General features: G+C 69.6%; 17 protein-coding genes and 1 pseudogene. 8 read left to right on the plus strand and 10 right to left on the minus strand.

What is annotated here, in order from left to right:
* Positions 1-43: 43 nt before the first annotated feature.
* From dapA to OHA64_RS47880, 4 genes are read right to left on the minus strand one after another with little or no spacing between them, the layout of a single operon-like run.
* Positions 44-976, minus strand: a complete 933-nt coding sequence (dapA, locus tag OHA64_RS47865) for a 4-hydroxy-tetrahydrodipicolinate synthase (RefSeq protein ID WP_405623646.1) — start codon at positions 974-976, stop codon at positions 44-46.
* Entirely contained in the window at positions 973-2,418 is a 1,446-nt protein-coding gene (locus OHA64_RS47870) for a fumarylacetoacetate hydrolase family protein (RefSeq protein WP_405623647.1), read from the minus strand. The genes dapA and OHA64_RS47870 overlap by 4 nt, the downstream gene beginning before the upstream one ends.
* On the minus strand, positions 2,418-3,884 hold the full coding sequence (hpaB, locus tag OHA64_RS47875; RefSeq protein ID WP_405623649.1) for a 4-hydroxyphenylacetate 3-monooxygenase, oxygenase component: 1,467 nt from the start codon (positions 3,882-3,884) through the stop codon (positions 2,418-2,420). The genes OHA64_RS47870 and hpaB overlap by 1 nt, the downstream gene beginning before the upstream one ends.
* A 59-nt stretch (positions 3,885-3,943) precedes the next feature.
* Positions 3,944-4,447, minus strand: coding sequence for a flavin reductase family protein (locus OHA64_RS47880; protein WP_405623650.1), 504 nt, complete (start codon positions 4,445-4,447; stop codon positions 3,944-3,946).
* A 320-nt stretch (positions 4,448-4,767) separates the two neighbouring features.
* On the opposite strand from OHA64_RS47880, the gene OHA64_RS47885 reads away from it, so the two are divergent.
* Together OHA64_RS47885 and OHA64_RS47890 are read left to right on the plus strand one after the other, a co-directional pair.
* Positions 4,768-5,313, plus strand: a complete 546-nt coding sequence (locus OHA64_RS47885; RefSeq protein WP_405623651.1) for a MarR family winged helix-turn-helix transcriptional regulator — start codon at positions 4,768-4,770, stop codon at positions 5,311-5,313.
* A 326-nt stretch (positions 5,314-5,639) separates the two neighbouring features.
* Positions 5,640-5,882, plus strand: a pseudogene (locus OHA64_RS47890) (alpha/beta hydrolase); the annotation flags it as partial.
* Here OHA64_RS47890 and OHA64_RS47895 read toward each other — a convergent pair.
* From OHA64_RS47895 to OHA64_RS47920, 6 genes are all read right to left on the minus strand, one after another.
* On the minus strand, positions 5,796-6,278 hold the full coding sequence (locus OHA64_RS47895) for a helix-turn-helix transcriptional regulator (RefSeq protein WP_405623653.1): 483 nt from the start codon (positions 6,276-6,278) through the stop codon (positions 5,796-5,798). The pseudogene OHA64_RS47890 and the gene OHA64_RS47895 sit on opposite strands and share 87 nt — an antisense overlap.
* Positions 6,279-6,582: 304 nt before the next feature.
* The gene (locus tag OHA64_RS47900) at positions 6,583-7,629 is read right to left on the minus strand and encodes a branched-chain amino acid ABC transporter permease (protein WP_405623654.1); all 1,047 of its coding nucleotides are present in this window, start codon (positions 7,627-7,629) and stop codon (positions 6,583-6,585) included.
* Positions 7,626-8,498 carry a branched-chain amino acid ABC transporter permease gene (locus OHA64_RS47905; RefSeq protein WP_405623656.1) on the minus strand — a complete coding sequence of 291 codons (873 nt, stop codon included), beginning with the start codon at positions 8,496-8,498 and terminating at the stop codon, positions 7,626-7,628. Before OHA64_RS47905 ends, OHA64_RS47900 begins: the two co-directional genes overlap by 4 nt.
* Positions 8,495-9,217 (minus strand): ABC transporter ATP-binding protein, encoded by a 723-nt coding sequence (locus OHA64_RS47910; protein ID WP_405623657.1) that lies wholly within the window; start codon positions 9,215-9,217, stop codon positions 8,495-8,497. The genes OHA64_RS47905 and OHA64_RS47910 overlap by 4 nt, the downstream gene beginning before the upstream one ends.
* On the minus strand, positions 9,214-9,954 hold the full coding sequence (locus OHA64_RS47915) for an ABC transporter ATP-binding protein (RefSeq protein ID WP_405623659.1): 741 nt from the start codon (positions 9,952-9,954) through the stop codon (positions 9,214-9,216). The genes OHA64_RS47910 and OHA64_RS47915 overlap by 4 nt, the downstream gene beginning before the upstream one ends.
* Positions 9,951-11,291: an ABC transporter substrate-binding protein gene (locus tag OHA64_RS47920; protein WP_405623660.1), complete on the minus strand. Its 1,341-nt coding sequence runs from the start codon at positions 11,289-11,291 to the stop codon at positions 9,951-9,953. The genes OHA64_RS47915 and OHA64_RS47920 overlap by 4 nt, the downstream gene beginning before the upstream one ends.
* A gap of 196 nt (positions 11,292-11,487) precedes the next feature.
* Here OHA64_RS47920 and OHA64_RS47925 point away from each other — a divergent pair, with 196 nt between their 5' ends.
* The 6 genes from OHA64_RS47925 (at position 11,488) to OHA64_RS47950 (ending at position 16,582) form a co-directional block, all read left to right on the plus strand.
* Positions 11,488-12,150 (plus strand): amidase family protein, encoded by a 663-nt coding sequence (locus OHA64_RS47925; RefSeq protein WP_405623661.1) that lies wholly within the window; start codon positions 11,488-11,490, stop codon positions 12,148-12,150.
* Positions 12,065-12,808: an IclR family transcriptional regulator gene (locus OHA64_RS47930; protein ID WP_405623662.1), complete on the plus strand. Its 744-nt coding sequence runs from the start codon at positions 12,065-12,067 to the stop codon at positions 12,806-12,808. Before OHA64_RS47925 ends, OHA64_RS47930 begins: the two co-directional genes overlap by 86 nt.
* Positions 12,809-13,109: 301 nt before the next feature.
* Positions 13,110-14,735, plus strand: coding sequence for a thiamine pyrophosphate-dependent enzyme (locus OHA64_RS47935; RefSeq protein WP_405623663.1), 1,626 nt, complete (start codon positions 13,110-13,112; stop codon positions 14,733-14,735).
* Positions 14,736-14,746: 11 nt separating this feature from the next.
* Entirely contained in the window at positions 14,747-15,679 is a 933-nt protein-coding gene (locus OHA64_RS47940; RefSeq protein WP_405623664.1) for a malate dehydrogenase, read from the plus strand.
* 180 nt (positions 15,680-15,859) lie between these two features.
* Positions 15,860-16,129, plus strand: a complete 270-nt coding sequence (locus tag OHA64_RS47945; protein WP_405623665.1) for a hypothetical protein — start codon at positions 15,860-15,862, stop codon at positions 16,127-16,129.
* A 30-nt stretch (positions 16,130-16,159) separates the two neighbouring features.
* Entirely contained in the window at positions 16,160-16,582 is a 423-nt protein-coding gene (locus OHA64_RS47950) for an MFS transporter (protein WP_405623667.1), read from the plus strand.
* Positions 16,583-16,641: the final 59 nt, after the last annotated feature.

Here is a 16,641-nt window from a genome sequence, read left to right on the forward strand (position 1 = left end):
GGAAGGTGCTCAGGAGAGGAGTGAAGGTGCTCAGAGGTGGTGCTCACTGCGCGGCTCCGATCTGCTGGGTGAGGTCTCCGCCCTCGCGGAGCAGCGCGCGGATCTTCGACAGGCCCGCGTCGGTGGGGGAGGTGAGCGGCGGGCGGACGTGGGGCGACGCGATACGTCCCTGCTGGTGCAGCACCCACTTCGCGGGCGCCGGGTTCGTCTCGACGAACAGGAGGTCGACGAGCGGGTGCAGGCGGTAGTGGATGTCGCGGGCACCGTCGAAGTCGCCCGCCTCCCACAGCTCGTACATCCGAGCCACCGCGCCGGGCGCGAGGTTGGCGACGGCCGAGACGAACCCGGCACCGCCGAGCGCGAGCAGCGGCAGGCACAGCAGCTCGATGCCGGACCACACCAGCAGTGAGCGCCCGCAGGCGTGCAGCACGCGCGAGAAGTGCTCGAAGTCCTTGGTGGTCTCCTTGACGCCCACGAAGTTCTCGAAGTCGGTGAACAGCCGCTTCACCGTCTCGGGCGCGATGTCGACGGCCGTGCGCGAGGGCACGTTGTAGGCGACGATCGGCAGGTCCGGGAACTCCCGGGCGACGATCGCGTACCACTGGTACAGCGCCTCCTGCGTGGGGCGCGCGTAGTACGGCGTGATGACGAGCGCGGCGTCGGCGCCCAACTCCGCTGCGGCGGCGGTGAGTTCGAGGGTCTCGTCGAGCTTGTGGGATCCGGTCCCGGGCAGGAACGGGACGCGGTCACCGATCTCCTCGACCGCCGTACGCATCCCCGCGATCCGCTCGCTGACGCTCTGCGCGCTGGGCTCGCCGGTGGAGCCGCCCAGCGAGATGCCGTGCGAACCGGACTCCAGCTGGAAGCGGATCAGCGCGCGCAGGCTGTCGTGGTCGACGGCTCCGTCCGAGGTGAAGGGGGTGATGGCGGGAGCGATGGAGCCGCGGATGGCGGACGGGTCGCTGCGGAATTTCATGTGGGCTCTCCTTGCGTGCTGTGCTGCTTGCGCCACCGCTCGTACATCTCGTGCCAGTCGGGACCGAGGGGATACAGGCCGTCGATGTCGTGCCCGGCGCGCACCTGCTCGGTGATGAAGTGCTCCCGCTGCTCCTGCTCCCGGCAGTCGGTGATCAGGTCCTCGGCCAGCTCGGGCGGCACGACCACCACGCCGTCCGCGTCTCCCACCAGCAGGTCGCCGGGCTGCACGAGGGCTCCGCCGCAGGCGATCGGCACTCCCGTGTCCCACGGCACATGGCGGCGGCCGAGGACGGAGGGGTGGGCTCCGCCGTGGTAGACGGGCAGCCCCAGTTCGGTGACGGCGACGCTGTCGCGCAGTCCTCCGTCGGTGACCACCCCGGCCGCGCCGCGCTGCTGGGCCCGCAGGGCGAGGATGTCGCCGAGCGTGCCGGCGGAGGTGTCCCGCCGGGCGTCCATGACCAGCACATGACCGGGTCGCAGCTGCTCGATGGCCCGCTTCTGGGCGTTCATGCCGTTGCTGTACCGCTTGAACAGGTCCTCGCGCAGCGGCAGGTAGCGCAACGTGTGGGCGACGCCGACCATCTTCGTGTCCGGCCGTGTGGGACGTACCCCGTCGATGGACATGTGCGGCAGTCCGCGCCCCCGCAACTGTGCGCTGAGTGTGGCGACCGCGACCGAACGCAGTCCGTCCTCGATGCGTTTGTCGAGCAGTGGCTCGGGTGTGTACGCGGCTCCATGGGCGGCCTCGCGTTCGGCCGCGTCCGTCCTCGGCATCGCTCCGTACGTCTCCAGGGCGGGCCCGGAGGCGATGGGGTTGCGCAGCCGCCCGGTGGACTGCCCGCTGCCGGTGACCTCGACCTCCACCGTGTCGCCGGGTGAGACGACGGACGCGCCGGCCGGAGTGCCTGTAAGGATCACGTCCCCGGGCTCCAGCGTGACCAGTCTCGACAGATCGGCGACGAGCTGTCCGAAGGGAAAGAGGAGCGTGTCGGTGGTGTCGTCCTGTACGAGTTCGCCGTTGACCCAGGTACGCAACTGAAGTGAGTCCGGGTCGAGTTGGCGAGCGTCCAGCAACCGCGGCCCGATCGGGGTGAAGCCGTCCGCGCCCTTGGAGCGGAGGTTGGAGCCGCGGTCGGCATACCGCAGGTCGTAGACCCCGGCGTCGTTCGCGGCGGTCACCCACCGCACGTGGGACCAGCCGTCCTCCGGCCGCACCCGCTGGGCCCGGCTGCCGACGACCAGGGCGATCTCGCCTTCGAACCCGAGAAGTTCACACCCTTCCGGGCGGACGATGGCCTCCTTGGTGCCTGCCAGCGACGAGGGGGGCTTGAGGAAGTAGGAGGGCTGGGCCGGGATCCGGCCGCGCTCCCTGGCCCGGCTGCGGTAGTTGAGATGGACGGCGATGATCTTCGACGGGAGGTTCCCCAGGGGGTGCGTCATCACGAGCGCTCCAGGCTGCGCTGATCCAAGAAGTCCTGGACCTTCGCCTTGTACGGCTCGCGGTCGTACGACTTCACGTACGCGCCGGCCATGCGGACGGGGTCGCCGAAGAAGTAGTACTCGTACAGGGCCTGGCGGCTGGAGAAGGCGGAGATGCAGGTGTCCCAGACCAGACGGAACAGCTTCACGCGCTCGGCGCCGGTGAGGGTGGCCGACTGGAGGTAGGCCTCGATGTCGGCGGCCGCCGGGCCGGTGATGTCGAGTTCGGTCGGGGTGGCCATCAGGCCGGAAGCGCCGAGCTTGCGCAGGATCTGCGGGAAGCGCTGGTAGAGCTTGGGGTAGAGGTTGCGGGCGGCGTTGAGGGGGGCCCAGGCCGGGGTCAGCACCCCGTACTCGTTGACCTCGGCGTCGGCTTCCGCCGCGCGCAGGAAGGCGCGCAGTGTCTCCAGCGTGGTGATGATCTCGGCGATGTCCTCCTGGACGTGCTGGAACTGCTCGATGCCGATGGCCTCGGTGAGCAGTGTCACCAGTCCGAGGATGTACTCGGTCTTGGCGGTGGTGCGGGTGACGACCTGGTGGGTCATGTGCACCACGGAGGCCGTCTGGGAGTAGAAGCCGTTGCACAGCTCGGCGTCACCGAGGGCGAAGCAGCGCTCGAAGGGCACGTGCACGTCGTCGAAGACGACGACGCAGTCCGACTCCTCGAAGCGGGAGGCGAGGGGGTGGTCGTGGCGCGGGCGGTCGTAGTCGAGGGGCTCACGGGCGATGTAGCGCAGGCCGGGGGTGTCGTTGGGGATGGCGAAGGCGTACGAGTACGGCTTGTCCTCGGGGGTGCCGCGGAGCACGGTCGAGGGGAAGACGAGCATCTCGTCGGCGAAGGGGGCGATGGTGGCGAGCATGCGCGCCCCGCGGATCACCACGCCGTTGTCGTCCTCCTTCACGATGCGTGCCGCGAGCTTGCCGCCCGCCTGCTGGGTACCCGCCACCGCCCGGTTGACCTGCGGTGGGATCAGCGTGTGTGTGCACAGCAGATCCTCTTCGCGGACCTTCTCGTAGTAGCGGCGGATGTTCTCGCCGAAGGCGGGGTTGGCCTGGGCGAACCAGTCGGCGGCCGAGGCGAGCGCCATCAGGGAGCTGTTCATGTAGTCGCCGGTGCGGCCCAGCATGCCGTTGCTGTGGTCGGCCCACACCTTGAACGCCTTACGGCGCTTGACGAGATCGTCGGGTGTGCGCGGAGTGAGGAAGGACGTGCCGACCGGCTCACCGGAGGTGGGGGAGGCGTACGTGAGAACGTCCTTGTGTTCCTCGCTGTGCTGGAGGTCGTACAGCTCGGCGTAGGTCCGCACCACGTTGCGGAAAGCGGGGTGTTCCTGGATCCCTCCGGTGAGCGTCTCGCCCTGGATGTGCACGGTGGGGCGGGACTGGGAGAGGCGCTCGAGGAATTCCTTGCCGGTGCGTGCGGCCATGACGGTTCTCCTGGGGAGTGGGGCGGGGCTTGAGAGGGGGTGGGACGGGCGGAAGAGCTTCAGAAGAGGTGCTCGATGCCGTCGGTCGACTCGGTCGTGGACGAGAAACGGCTCCAGGCGTAGGTCAGGGCGTCGCCGTCGCGGTGGCCGAGGTCGGTGACGCGGCCGAGGACCAGGGTGTGGTCGCCGCCGTCGTACGCGCGCCAGGGCTCGCACTCCACCCAGGCGAGCGGGTCGGCCAGCCGGGGGACGCGCGCGCCCTTTGCCCAGCGGGGCTCCGCGGTGCTCGGGGCCCCCGCGAACAGCCGGGCCAACTGCTCCTGTTCGGCACCGAGGATGTTCACGCAGAAGGGCCCGTCGGCCAGCTGGTCGTGGCAGCGGGCCCGGCGGGCGACGCTGACCAGCACGAGCGGCGGTTCGGCGGACACGGACGTGAAGGAGTTCATGGTGGCGCCCCGCGGACCGCTGTCGGTCGCGTACGACACCACGGTGACGCCGGTGGCGAAACGGGACATGCAGGCACGCAGCGCCGCGGGACTGGGGGGAGCGAGTGCTTCGGGCATACGAGGTTCCTTGGGATCGATCGCCCGCCGAACCGTCCCCGTCGACGGAGAAGGAGGAACGGACGGGGCTACCCGGCCGCGCATCGGGACGCACGGCCGGGAGGAGACCTGTCCCCTGACAGACCCAGGGGACAAAGCAGAACAACTGCTGCTCAGGGAATATAATCAATGCTTTGATTAATTGGGACCGTACCCCCGTCGGCATCTGAGGGGAAGCCCTCGCGCGAAGGTTTTTTACGGCCCCGAAACCTGGACGGAGTGCCGACGCGTGCCTGCTTCCCGAGTGCGGTCCGTGCTGCCGCCCGACCTAGACTCCGACTGTGACCCAGGAACCGGAACCGCTGGATGCCGACCACCTGCACTTCTGGTCGTTCATCGACCACGCCGTCGACCGGGCCTCTCGAGAACTCCCCGGCATCGACCCGCTCGCCATGCGGCTGGTGCTCACCCTCCACCGCGCGGCCAACATGCTCGTCTACGACCTCGAATCCGCCGTACACCGGCCTCGCGGCTGGTCATGGCCCGGCTTCCGAGTGCTGTTCGCCATCTGGCTGTCGGGCCCGGTCGAGGCGAAGAAGGTCGCGGAGCTGTCCGGCATGAGCCGAGCCGCCGTGTCGGCGCTGGTGAACACGCTGGAACGGGACGGCCTGGTGAGTAAGGAGCGCGCCTCCTACGACGGGCGCGCGGTCCAGCTCGGCCTCACCGAGGCCGGCCTGCATGCGATCACTACTGCCTTCCAGGCACACAACGCACGTGAACAGGAGTGGGCGGGCGCCCTCAGCGAGGACGAGCAGCAGACCCTCGTCGAGTTGCTCGGCAAGCTGACCGCGCACTCCGCGCACTTCGACGTCCGGCATCGGACCTGAGGGGTCTTGCCAAGGCGACGAGCCAATGGCAGGCGTCCTCCCTGGCGGACGGCGACTGCTTCGCAGCCCAAGCCGCCTAACCGAGCCCACCGCACTCGCGGCACGGGCGCTCGAAACCGTCGGCCCGTGCGCCGAGCGAAGGGTTTCGCCGGCGCACTCGATCGCATCGCGATCGGCGGTGGCAGCGCAGTCGGCGGAATCGCTGCGGCCATCGCGCTGCTCGCCCATGACCGGGCCGAGGTCGTCCTACCTCGGCGACACCGTCGCGGGCCCGGACGTCTACCCCGTACTCGGCCGCAGCCCGCCGCGAGGAACTCACCGGTCTTCCGCCGGCCTGGATCGGCGTCGGCACCCTCGATCTCTTCCACGAGGAAGACGTCGAGTACGCGCGCCGGCTCAGTGACAGCGGCGTCCCCTGCGACCTCGACGTCGTCCCCGGCGCCTTTCACGGCTTCGACTTGGTGTTTCCCAAGGCTGAGGTCTCAGCTGATTCCAGCTTCCTCCGCCGAAGTCTCGTCCGCTCTGGCGTGAGGTTCTGCGCAAGATCCGAGGGACGCAAACGACGATGACTCGAGGGCACCATCGCGAGGCCGCCGGTACTGGGTCCTGACGATCAACAGTGGTGCCACTTCTGGCCCGATCAGATGCAACACGTCTCCGAAGCCGATGCGCGCGAGTTCGGTGCGCGAGACGATACCGAGCTTGGGGAACACGTTGGCCAGGTGATGGCCCACCGTGCGGGGACTGACCAGCAGCTGTGACCCGAGCTTCTGGTTGGTGAGCCCATGCGCGGCCAGCCGTGCGACCCTCAGCTCCTGCGGGGTGAGGATGGCTGCGGTGTCCCGGGCCGGTGCGGAGTCGCGGCGCGGGTGCTGCCCGGTCGGTTGCTGTTCGGCCCGGGTGCGGGCGAGCAGGGGCGCCGCGTCCAGTCGCCGGAAGATCTCCGCGGCTTCTGCCAGGTTCACCGGGTTGGATCATTCAAGAGGGCAATGCCCACGGGTGAGGACTGGCATTCCGACCCCTGGCGACAGTGCTGTCAGCGGCCTGCCGTCTGGGTGGTTTCTGTCAGGAGAAGCGGCTTCCAAGCCCACGGCGCGAGGCACTTAAAGGCTCCACCCAGTGGGCCTGTCTGTGCCGCGGGGCATCGTGGCTGGCTTGAAGTCGGTGAGACGCCCTTCCAGTGGTTGACCACGGTGTTCGCCTGGGGCCCTGGACCGGGCGGCTCCGATGGGGAGTCGCTTGCGCGACTCCTTTCCGGGCGGGCGGCTGTCAGGCCTCGTCACGTCGCGCGGTCTGCAGGACTTTGTGGGTCACGGGGAAGATCGCGAAACCGGTCCGGTGGGCCAGGGTTCCCCACAGGCCCCGTGGAAGGTAGAGGGAGACAGCGATGGCGGCGGCGCCGATGACGACGAGGTACCAGACGCCGCTCTGGGCGAAGTACTTGTCGAGGAGGAAGTAGACGAGGGCACCGATGACCGGGCCTTCGACGGTGCCGATGCCGCCGATGACGACCATGAAGATCATCAGGGCCGTGTACTGCACCCCGAAGATCTGTGAAGGCGAGGCCACCCCAAGGCTGTTGACGCAGATCACCGCTCCGGCAGCGGCGCAGCCGCCGGCCGCCGCGATGTAGATGATCCGCTTGCCACGCGTGACGTTCACGCCGAGTGAGCCGGCCGCGGTCTCGTCGTCTCGGATGGCCTGGAGGTCCAGGCCGAGGCGGCTGCGCAGCGCCAGATACGTGCCCAGCACCGCCGCCGCCATCACGGCGAGGGCCAACCAGTAGGTGTACGCCTGCCGTAGCACCGGTTCGGCGGTGATGGTGGTGATGTTGCGGCCGCTCGCGGCACCGAGGGAGTCGAAGCGGACGACGATGAGGCGAACGACCTCGGCGATCACCCATGTCCCTACGGCGAAGTAGCCGCCGCGCAGCCGGAAGGCGATGTAGGACACCGGCCACGCGATCAGAGCGACGACCGCCGAGACGACGAGCGTGCCGGCGTAGACGTTGATTCCGTGGTCGTTGACGACGAACAGCGTGTACGCGCCGAGGCCGATGAAAGCCTGCTGCCCCATCGAGACCATGCCGGCGTATCCGGCCAGCAGGTTCCACATCGAGGCCAGGGCGATGAGGTAGCAGAGCTTCACCAGTTGGGTGGTGACGCCGTTGTCGACGACGTAGGGCAGGCTCGCCATGACCCCTAGGACGAGGAACGTCCCGGTCAGGCCGAGGACGGCGGCGCGGTCGCCGCGCAGGACGGCGGGGGGTACGAACGGGGCCGCCGGGGAGTCGACGGCGGTGGTCTGGGCGGTCATGCGAGCACACTCCTGCCGAACAGGCCCTGCGGCCGGAAAACCAGAATCGCCAGGAACACCAGGTGCCCGGCGAGCAACGGCAGGTCGGGTGAGATCTGTGCGCCGACGGACTGCGCGATGCCCAGCACCATGCCGCCGGCGAGGGTGCCCCACAGCGAGCCGAGGCCGCCGATGATGACGACTTCGAAGGCGAACAGGACGTTGAGCTGGCCCTCGTACGGGGTCACTCCGCCCTGCCGCATGGTGTAGAGGGTGCCTGCCAGGGCGACGGTGGCGAAGGCGATGACGCTGGTGAGGGCATAGACCCTGCGGTTGTCGACGCCCATCAGTCGGACCACGGCGCGGTCGTCGGCGGTGGCCCGGACGATGCGGCCGGACTGGGTGCGGTAGAGGAAGAGGTGCAGCGTGGCCAGGACGGCGACCGCCGCCGCAACGGTGATCAGCGGGAACCAGCCGATGGCCAGGTCGCTGCCGACGCGGATGCTCGCGGTGCCGAGCGAGCCGATGCCGAGCGGCTTGGAGTCGTTGCTGAAGAGCTGGACAAGTACGTTGGGGATGATCACGGAGATGCCGAAGGTGACCATCAGGGGCGCGAACTCGCTGAGCCCCATGGCCCGGTCGAGCAGTGTCCGCTGGACGAGGTAGCCGAGGCCGCCGACGGCCGCCATCGCGACCAGCACGGTGAGCGCGACGGGGATGTGCAGGCTGACGGCGGCCACCGAGGCCACGTAGCCGCCGAGGATCATCAGGTCGCCGTGGGCGAGGTTGGCGACCCGCATCACCCCGAAGATCAGGGACAGGCCCGCTGCGGCCATGGCGAAGACGCCGCCGAGCAGCATGCCCTGTGCGATGGCGTTGAGCCACGTCATGGGGACGTCACCTCCAGGGTGCCGAAGTAGGCGGCCGTGACCTGCTCACGGGTCAGGTCGGCGGCCGGGGCGGTCAGGACGACGCAGCCCTCCAGGACGCAGGCGATGCGGTCGGCGACCGCGAAGGTGCGGGTCAGGTCCTGCTCCACGAGGACGACGGTGGTGCCCTCGGTGCGGATGCCGGGAAGCGCCGTGTAGAGCTGCTCGACGACCAGCGGCGCGAGGCCGAGCGACACCTCGTCGAGCAGCAGCAGGCGGGGGTTGCCCATCAGGGCGCGGCCGATGGCGACGGCCTGCTGCTCGCCTCCGGAAAGGCGGGCGGCCTTGCGGGTGCGGCGGTCGGCGACGAGCGGCATCATCTCGTACACCTTCTTCAGGTCCCACGGGCCTTTGCGGCCGGTGGCGGCGCCGACCCGGAGGTTCTCCTCGACGGTGAGGGACGGGAAGAGCCGACGCCCCTCAGGGACGAGGCCGATGCCCTTGCGGGAGCGGTGGATGTCGGGGAGGGCAGTGACATCCTCCCCGTCGAAGCGGACGGTTCCGCTGAAGGGCTTGAGGGCCCCGGCGATGGTCCGCAGCAGGGTGGACTTGCCGGCGCCGTTGGCGCCGACAAGGGCGAGGAGTTCACCTTCGGCGACGTCGAGGGTGATGCCGAAAAGAGCCTGGAAGTCCCCGTATCCGGCATCGATCGCATCGAGGTGCAGCAGTGGGCTGCTCATGCTGGCGTACCTCCCAGATAGACCTCGGCGACCTCGGGGCTGGCGAGGACCTCGTGCGGGTCGCCGTCGACGCGGATGCGGCCGTACGCGAGGCAGACCAGCCGGTCCACGACCTGGACCAGGGCCTTGACGACGTGCTCGATCCACAGGATGGTCACGCCGGTCTCCTTCAGCGACAGGACGGTGCCGACCAGTTCGTCGGCCTCGCTCTCGGTGAGACCGCCTGCGATCTCGTCGAGCAGGAGCAGCTCGGGGGCGGTGGCCAGGGCGCGGGCCAGCTCCAGGCGCTTGCGGCCGAGCAGCGGTAGGCCGCCGGCCGGCTTGTTGGCGACCGGGAGCATGCCGGTGGTCGCCAGCGCGGTGAGGGCCTGTTCGCGGGCGTGGGCCCCGCGCACCCCGGCCCCGCGTTGGGCGCCGACCAGGACGTTCTCGAAGACCGTCAGATCCCCGAAGGGGCGGGGGATCTGGAAGGACCGGCCGACCCCGAGCCGGCACCGCTGGGCGGCGGAGGCGCGGGTGACGTCGCGGCCCCCCAGCCGTACGGTGCCCCGGGTGACGGGCTCGACGCCCGAGATGGCGCTCAGCAGCGTCGACTTGCCGGCCCCGTTCGGGCCGACGATGCCGAGGGCCTGGCCGCGCGGGACCGCCAGCTCAACGTCCTCCAGGACGTTGAGGGCCCCGAAGCTGACGGCCAGGTGCTCGACCTCCAGCAGCGGCTGGAGCACCGGTGCCGTCACAGCTCCCGGGCCTTCATGTCGATCTTGGCCTCGGGGATCAGCGTGTTGCCGACGATCTTCAGGTCGTACGCGCCGCCACTGCCCTTGACCCACTGGGTGCTGACCACCGGGATGGCGGCGACGTTCTTGACCGGGTTGGCCGCGCCGCCCGCGGTCCAGTCGACGCGGCCGATGACCGTGTCAAGGCTGGTCTTCCCGATCCGGTTGGCGACAGCCTTCTTGTCCTTGGGGTTCGCATGCCGCAGCACGTTGTCCGCGATCTCGAACAGGGCGTGGTTGAAGCCGAGCGCCTGGTTCCACCTGCGGCCCTTGGCCTGCGCGGACTTCCCGTAGTCGTCAGCGAGCTGCTGCGACGTCTGCCCGGTCAGGCTGGAGCTGAACGGGAACTGCGGCAGCCACCAGCTCTCGGTGCACAGTCCGTCGCCCAGGCCGTTCGGCAGCGAGGCGACCGACGACTCGAAGAGGATGGCCTTGGCGATCGTGACCACCTTCGGCTTGAAGCCCTGCTGGGCGGCCTGCGTCCAGAAGGTCGCGAAGTCCGGCGGCGTCGGCACACCCGCCAGGATCTGCACGTCCTCCTTCTTGAACCTCGCGATGATCGACGAGAAGTCCTTCGTCCCGTCCTCGTAGGCGCCCGGGTCGACGAAGGTGAAGTCCTTGGCCCCGGCCTGCGCGCGGAAGCCGGTCTTCTTGTCGCGGAACGCGCCACCGTCGGCGTCGTTCGGCCACAGGACACCGACCTTCTTGTTGGTGTCGAACATCCGCCATATGTCGCTCTCGCCGGCGACGACGTGCTCGATGCCGTCGAAGAAGTGGTATGTGTACGTGAACGTCTTCTGCGGGGTGCCGCCGCGTCCGAAGAAGTACGACTGCCAGGGCTCGATGGTCGAGATGCAGGGCACGCCCTCGCTCTCGCACTTGTTGGCGACCGGGTGCACGGTCTCCGGCGTCGACGTGACCAGCATCAGGTCCACGCCCTGCTGGGAGATCAGCTCGTTCGCGATCGTCGCCGCCTGCTGCGGGTCGGAGCCGGTGTCGCGGTCGAGGATCTGCACCTTGTAGGTCTTGCCGTCGTACTTGATGCCCTTGGCGAAGGCTGCTCTGGCCTGCTTGAGGATGTACTCGTCGGACTCGGCGAAGGCCGCGTACGCACCGGTGCGCGGGCTCACGTAACCGATCTTGATGACGTCGCCGGACGAGGATCCGGAGCCCTTCAGGCCCCCGCCACAGGCGGCGATCAGCGGCGCGGCGCCCGCGGTGGCGGCGCCCATCCCGAGGGCCCGCAGGACGGTTCGTCTGTTCGGCTGGTTCTTCGGCTGCTGCGCGGAGTGGTCCATGCGGTGACTCCTGGCTCCTAGTGACGGAGCGGTGAACGTAGAGCGACGCGGAGCCGGTGCACAGTGCATGGATTCGATATGAGAAACGGCGGCGACGCCGTTGTGAAACGGTGATGAAACAGGACCTGTTGGTCCGCGGTCTCTCCTTGCGAAACGGCTCGTTCACCCGCTGGGACCCCGCGTCTACGGTCCCGGCATGAACAGTGTCCGGCACATAGAGGAGCTGCTCGACCGCGTCGAGCGAACGGCCGGGATGGGCGCCTTCGTCACGTTGGCCGCCGCCCGGGCGCTCGCCGAGGCCCACGAGGCGGACCGCAGCCCGCCGCGTGGCCCGCCGCACGGCCTTCCGCCGGCCGTCAAGGACAACATCCACGTGGCCGGGCTGCAGAACACGGCGGGTTCCAGAGTGCTCGCGGACTTCTGGTGCGGCTCGGCGCTCTCAACTGCGCCCAAGGCGTTCAGCCGCTCAGCAAGTACGCCCTGTACGCCCAGGGCGAGGAACTCCACATCGCCTCCTGGCCCTGCTGCGGCCTCTACCGCGACTTCGCCCACCAGCTCAGCGCCGAGGCCAACACCGCCGCTGGTCTACGCCGACATCGAACTCGACGAGATCGTCATCGCGAGGAACGCGTCCGACCCTGCCGGTCACTACGCGCGCCCCGACGCGACCTGTCTGGTCCACCATCGCGAGCCACGCCGAGCGGTCGTGCCGGGGGGTGACCGAGGCAACCTTCTTCTAGCTGGAGGGTTCGGAAGGCGCGTAAGGTGCCGTTATGGGCGAAGCGCGAGGAAGCGGCAGCGAGCCGGACGTCCTCAAGCCCTCCGTTCAGACCCTGGACCGGGGGCTGCGGCTGCTTGAGCTGATCGCGCTGTCGCACGAGCCGCTGTCGCTGGCCGAGCTGAGTCAGCGGATGGGGCTGCACCGGTCGATCATCTACCGCCTGCTGCGCACCCTCCAGGACCACCGCCTGATCGCGCACACCCCGCAGGGATACGTGCTCGGCACGCGCGCCCAGTCACTGGGCCGCCGCACGCTCCCCGTACTCCAGCGGATCGCCAAACCCGAGATCGCCAAGCTCGCCGCCCGCGTCGGGCTGACCGCCTTCTTCGTCGTCCGCGACGGTGACGAGGCGGTCACTCTCGTCTCCGTCGAGGTGGAGAGCGCCCGCTCCCGCACCGTCTACACCCCAGGTGACCGGCACCCCCTCACCCTCGGCTCTCCCGGCATCGCCATGCTCGCCGCCGAACCCCCGCGCGACGACGAACGCCCCGAGATCACCCGGGCCCGCGCCGCCGGCTACGCCACCAGCCGCAGCGAGGTCGTTCTCGGCCTCGGCTCCCTCGCCGCTCCTGTCGTCTCACCCTCCGGCAACGCCGTCGCGTCCGTCTCCATCGTGTACACCGTCGAACGCCCGGGTCCCGCCGAGATCGAGGCCGTCCTCGACACCGCTCGGGTGATCACCGGGCGTCTGAACACGGCTCTGTCCACGGGGGCGGTCCTGCCGGGTGTCGGCTGACCCCTTCCTCTGCTTCCTCTGCCGCCGCCCTCGCGAGCGCTTCGCCCGCTTCGGGACGGCTGCGCCGGACACTGTCCCCCAGCCTTCGGCCGGGAGGTGCCCCTCCGCGTCGCCGGGGCACACGCCCGTGCCGGGTTCAGGGGGCAGCCCCGCGAACGCACCACGCCGCAATCCGAGGCGGAGCCCGTTGTCGAGGGGAAGGCAAGGTATTAGCGGGGATCTCGCATAGCGAACTCGCCTGTGGTCCCGCCCCGGGGGCCGCGCCTAGCGTCCCGTTCCGCAAGTCCGAAAGGGGGACCGCGTGGCAACAGCCGGAACGGCCCGGACGATCAAGGACGCGACCATTGAGGTCCTGCGCCAGTACGGACTCACGACCCTGTTCAGCAATCCGGGTTCGACAGAGGTCGGCTTCCTCGCCGACCTGCCGGCCGATATCGAGTTCGTCCTCGCACTGCACGAGGGTTCGGTGGTCGGTATGGCCACCGGGTACGCGCTGAAGAGCGGCCGCCCGGCGCTGGTGCTGCTGCACACGACCGCCGGGTACGGCAACGCCGTGAGCGCGCTGGCGACCGCGCGGGCGAACCGGGCGCCGCTGGTGGTGATCGTCGGCCAGCAGGACCGGCGGCACCTCGCCCAAGAGCCGTTCCTGGCCGGGTGGTTGGACGGGCTGGCCGGGGAGTACCCGGTGTGGCAGCACACCCCGGCGCGGGCGCAGGACGTGCCGGGTGCGATCGCCCGGGCGTGGCACGAGGCGCGGAACGGGCGGGGCCCGGCGGTGGTGGTCGTACCGATGGACGACTGGCATGCCGAGGCGGACCCGGACGCGGTACTGGCCGCACCGGCGGCACTGCACGGGACCCGCAGCGCCGACGGCCCGGCGGTCGACGCACTCGCCCAGATGCTGCGCGGGGCCACCGCACCGTGCCTGGTGGCGGGCGCCGGGAACGACTCGCCGGAGGGGTGGGGGAGCCTGACGGCGCTGGCGGAACGGCTGGACTGCCCGGTGTGGCAGGAGTCGTTCGGGGCCCGGGCAGGCTTCCCGCAGGATCACCGGCTCTTCGCCGGGCACCTGCCCTCGGCCCGGTCGCGGCTGCGGGCGGCGCTGGCCGGGCACGACGCCGTACTGGCCGTGGGGGCACCGGTGTTCCGGCAGTATCCGTACGAGCAGGGCACCTTCGTAGCACCCGGTACCCGGCTCGCCGTGATCACCGACGACCCGGAGGAGGCCCACCGCAGCCCGGTGGAGCTGGCGGTGCTGGCCGACCCGGCTGACACCGTGCGGCGTCTGGCGGTCGCGCTTCCCGCCGCCAGGGGAACGCCCCGGCCGCCCATGAGGAGCCTGGCACCGCCTGCCCCGCCCGCCGACGGGGAGCCGCTGCGCGCGGCGCACGTGCTGGCCGCCCTGGCCGACCGGCTCGCCCCGGACGCGGTGGTCGTGGAGGAGACTCCGTCCAGCCGGCCGGATCTACACGCGCTGCTGCCCGCCCGCGCCCCGTTCGGCTTTCTCAGCGCCGCCATGGGGGGCCTCGGCTTCGCGATGCCGGCCGCGATCGGCGTACGGATGGCGGATCCCGGGCGGCCGGTGGTGGCCGTCATCGGCGACGGGTCGTCGCTGTACTCGGTCCAGGCGCTGTGGAGTGCCGCGTACTACGGCACCGGCGTGCTGTTCGTCATCCTGGCCAACGGCCGATACGCGATCATGGACCGCCTCTCGGAACGCGCGGGCTCGGCCGCCCCCGCCTGGCCGGCGTTCGGCGAGTTGAGCGTGTCGGGACTGGCGCGCGGGCTGGGCTGCCCGGCCGAGCGGGTCGACAGCCACGCCGCCCTGCTGTCCGTACTCGACAAGGTGCTGCCGGACCTCGCCGGGCGGTCAAAGCCGCTGGTGCTCGAAGTGGCCGTCGAGGCCGATCCCGAATTCCGTTCGTAGGAGACAGACACATGATGAAGGTCGTCATCATCGGGGGCGCCGGCGGCATCGGCTCGTCCGCCGCGTTCAACCTGTTGTCCGCGCAGGGCACGTACGAGATCGTCCTGGTCGACACCAGGCCCTACATGATCACCAGCCATGTGATGGACCAGGAGAACGCGCTCGCGCTCGGCGCGACGCCCGACACCGTTCGCGGCGGCACGCCCGAGGACACGCTCGACGCGGACGTCGTCGTGCTCAGCGCCGCCGTACCGCTGCGGCTGAACTCCTCGCGGTCGGTCTTTCTCGCCGACAACGCGGCGATCGTCGGTCAGTGCTTGCGGCCCTTGAAGGATTCCGGCTTCGGCGGTGTCGTACTGATGCTGACCAATCCCGTGGACGCGCTCATGACCTGGGTGCACCGGCAGGGCTGGCTGTCTCGGCACCGGCTGATCGGCTACACGCTCAACGACAGCCTGCGCCTGCGCACCGGTATCGCGTATGCCTTGGGCGTCCACCCCAGGAACGTCGACGCCTGGATGATCGGCGAGCACGGCGAGGGCCAGGTTCCGCTCTACAGCCGGATCACCGTCGGCGGCGAGCCCGTCGTCCTCACCACCGAACAGCGGGCAGCAGCCGAGGAGTACGCCGACAACTGGTACGCCCGGCATGTGGCGCTCGACTCGGGCCGTACCTCCACCTGGACCACTGGCCTGGGCACCGCGCGGCTGATCGAAGCCATCGCGACCGACAGCGGGACCGTCCTGCCCGCGTCGGTCGTCCTGGACGGTGAGTACGGAGTGCACGGGGCGAGTCTCGGTGTGCCCGTGGAGCTGGGCCGCGACGGGGTGCGCCGGGTCGTCGAGTGGGACCTCACGCCCGGCGAACTGCACGGCATGCAGCAGGCGGCCGTGCGCGTGGAGGCCGCCGTGGCCGACTTGGACGCCGTGTCCGCCGTCCGCTGAACGACCCCCTTTCGGACTCGAAGAGACTCGAAACGACTCGAACCAACTCGCACCGACTCAGCGAGGAGTCGCAGTGACCGACCGGATAAAACAGGCAATCCATGATGTCTCCCAAGGGAAAGACCTGTCCTCGGCTCTCGGGGTTCACTGTCGGCCACCCCGACGAAATGGAGCCGAAACATGTCCCAGGAAGCCAGGTCCGAATTCTGGAAGGGCCTCAAGCCGATCACGAATTCGGTCAAGCCTGACGCGCAGCCGGAGGTCTATCTGTCCCAGGTGGCCACCGACGATGACCGGGCGTTCTTCATCGTCAAGGGGCCGTTGATCTGGCTGGACGAGAACGGCGAAACCGTCGGCTACTTCGACGTCCATGACTACATCGAGCTGTGCCGCAACCACTACGAGAAGGTCGGCATCGGCGCCGACTACGTCAACTCGCTCTTCCGGTGACCCGGGCCCCTCCCCTCAACTGAGGTTCCCATGCCACGTATCCGTACCCGTGTCCGGCCCGGCGCGAAGGTGCCCTCGGCCATCGACAGTGATCCAGGCCGCTACGAGAACCGGCTGTTGCTGATCCTCGTTGCCGTCCGTGTGCCGGACAAGCTCGGCAGACGCAAACCCATTCTGATTGCCGCGGTAGTCCTCTTCTCCTGTTTCTCCGCGGCGGGCCGGCTGATGACCGGATTCCTCGGTCTGCTCATCGCCCGGGCTCTGATGGGTGTGGCGGAGGGAGCCGGACTGCCGATGGCACAGTCGCTGATGGTGGAGGCGTGCCGGGAGAACCGTCGCGGTCTCCACATGAGGCTGCTCCAGGGCTCCTCGGTCGGCCAAGCGGTCGAAGGAGAGCGCAGTCCGATGCGGGGCACCGAGTCTGGGCGGCACTTGTCGATCACCGAGCAGTGAAATGTCGATGAGAACTGTCACCGCGCGGTGGCGGAGTCGACGTCTCTCCTCTGCTATTT

Source organism: Streptomyces sp. NBC_00076 (assembly GCF_045041235.1).
Classification (GTDB): Bacteria; Actinomycetota; Actinomycetes; order Streptomycetales; family Streptomycetaceae; genus Streptomyces.

Excerpts from the sequence above, each read along its gene's own strand:
- OHA64_RS47950 (WP_405623667.1), top strand. The coding sequence starts at position 16,160 with ATGCCACGTATCCGTACCCGTGTCCGGCCCGGCGCGAAGGTGCCCTCG.
- OHA64_RS47900 (WP_405623654.1), bottom strand. The coding sequence starts at position 7,629 with ATGACCGCCCAGACCACCGCCGTCGACTCCCCGGCGGCCCCGTTCGTA.
- dapA (WP_405623646.1), bottom strand. The coding sequence starts at position 976 with ATGAAATTCCGCAGCGACCCGTCCGCCATCCGCGGCTCCATCGCTCCC.
- OHA64_RS47925 (WP_405623661.1), top strand. The coding sequence starts at position 11,488 with ATGAACAGTGTCCGGCACATAGAGGAGCTGCTCGACCGCGTCGAGCGA.
- OHA64_RS47920 (WP_405623660.1), bottom strand. The coding sequence starts at position 11,291 with ATGGACCACTCCGCGCAGCAGCCGAAGAACCAGCCGAACAGACGAACC.
- OHA64_RS47940 (WP_405623664.1), top strand. The coding sequence starts at position 14,747 with ATGATGAAGGTCGTCATCATCGGGGGCGCCGGCGGCATCGGCTCGTCC.
- OHA64_RS47945 (WP_405623665.1), top strand. The coding sequence starts at position 15,860 with ATGTCCCAGGAAGCCAGGTCCGAATTCTGGAAGGGCCTCAAGCCGATC.
- OHA64_RS47905 (WP_405623656.1), bottom strand. The coding sequence starts at position 8,498 with ATGACGTGGCTCAACGCCATCGCACAGGGCATGCTGCTCGGCGGCGTC.
- hpaB (WP_405623649.1), bottom strand. The coding sequence starts at position 3,884 with ATGGCCGCACGCACCGGCAAGGAATTCCTCGAGCGCCTCTCCCAGTCC.
- OHA64_RS47880 (WP_405623650.1), bottom strand. The coding sequence starts at position 4,447 with ATGCCCGAAGCACTCGCTCCCCCCAGTCCCGCGGCGCTGCGTGCCTGC.
- OHA64_RS47910 (WP_405623657.1), bottom strand. The coding sequence starts at position 9,217 with ATGAGCAGCCCACTGCTGCACCTCGATGCGATCGATGCCGGATACGGG.
- OHA64_RS47870 (WP_405623647.1), bottom strand. The coding sequence starts at position 2,418 with ATGACGCACCCCCTGGGGAACCTCCCGTCGAAGATCATCGCCGTCCAT.
- OHA64_RS47930 (WP_405623662.1), top strand. The coding sequence starts at position 12,065 with ATGGGCGAAGCGCGAGGAAGCGGCAGCGAGCCGGACGTCCTCAAGCCC.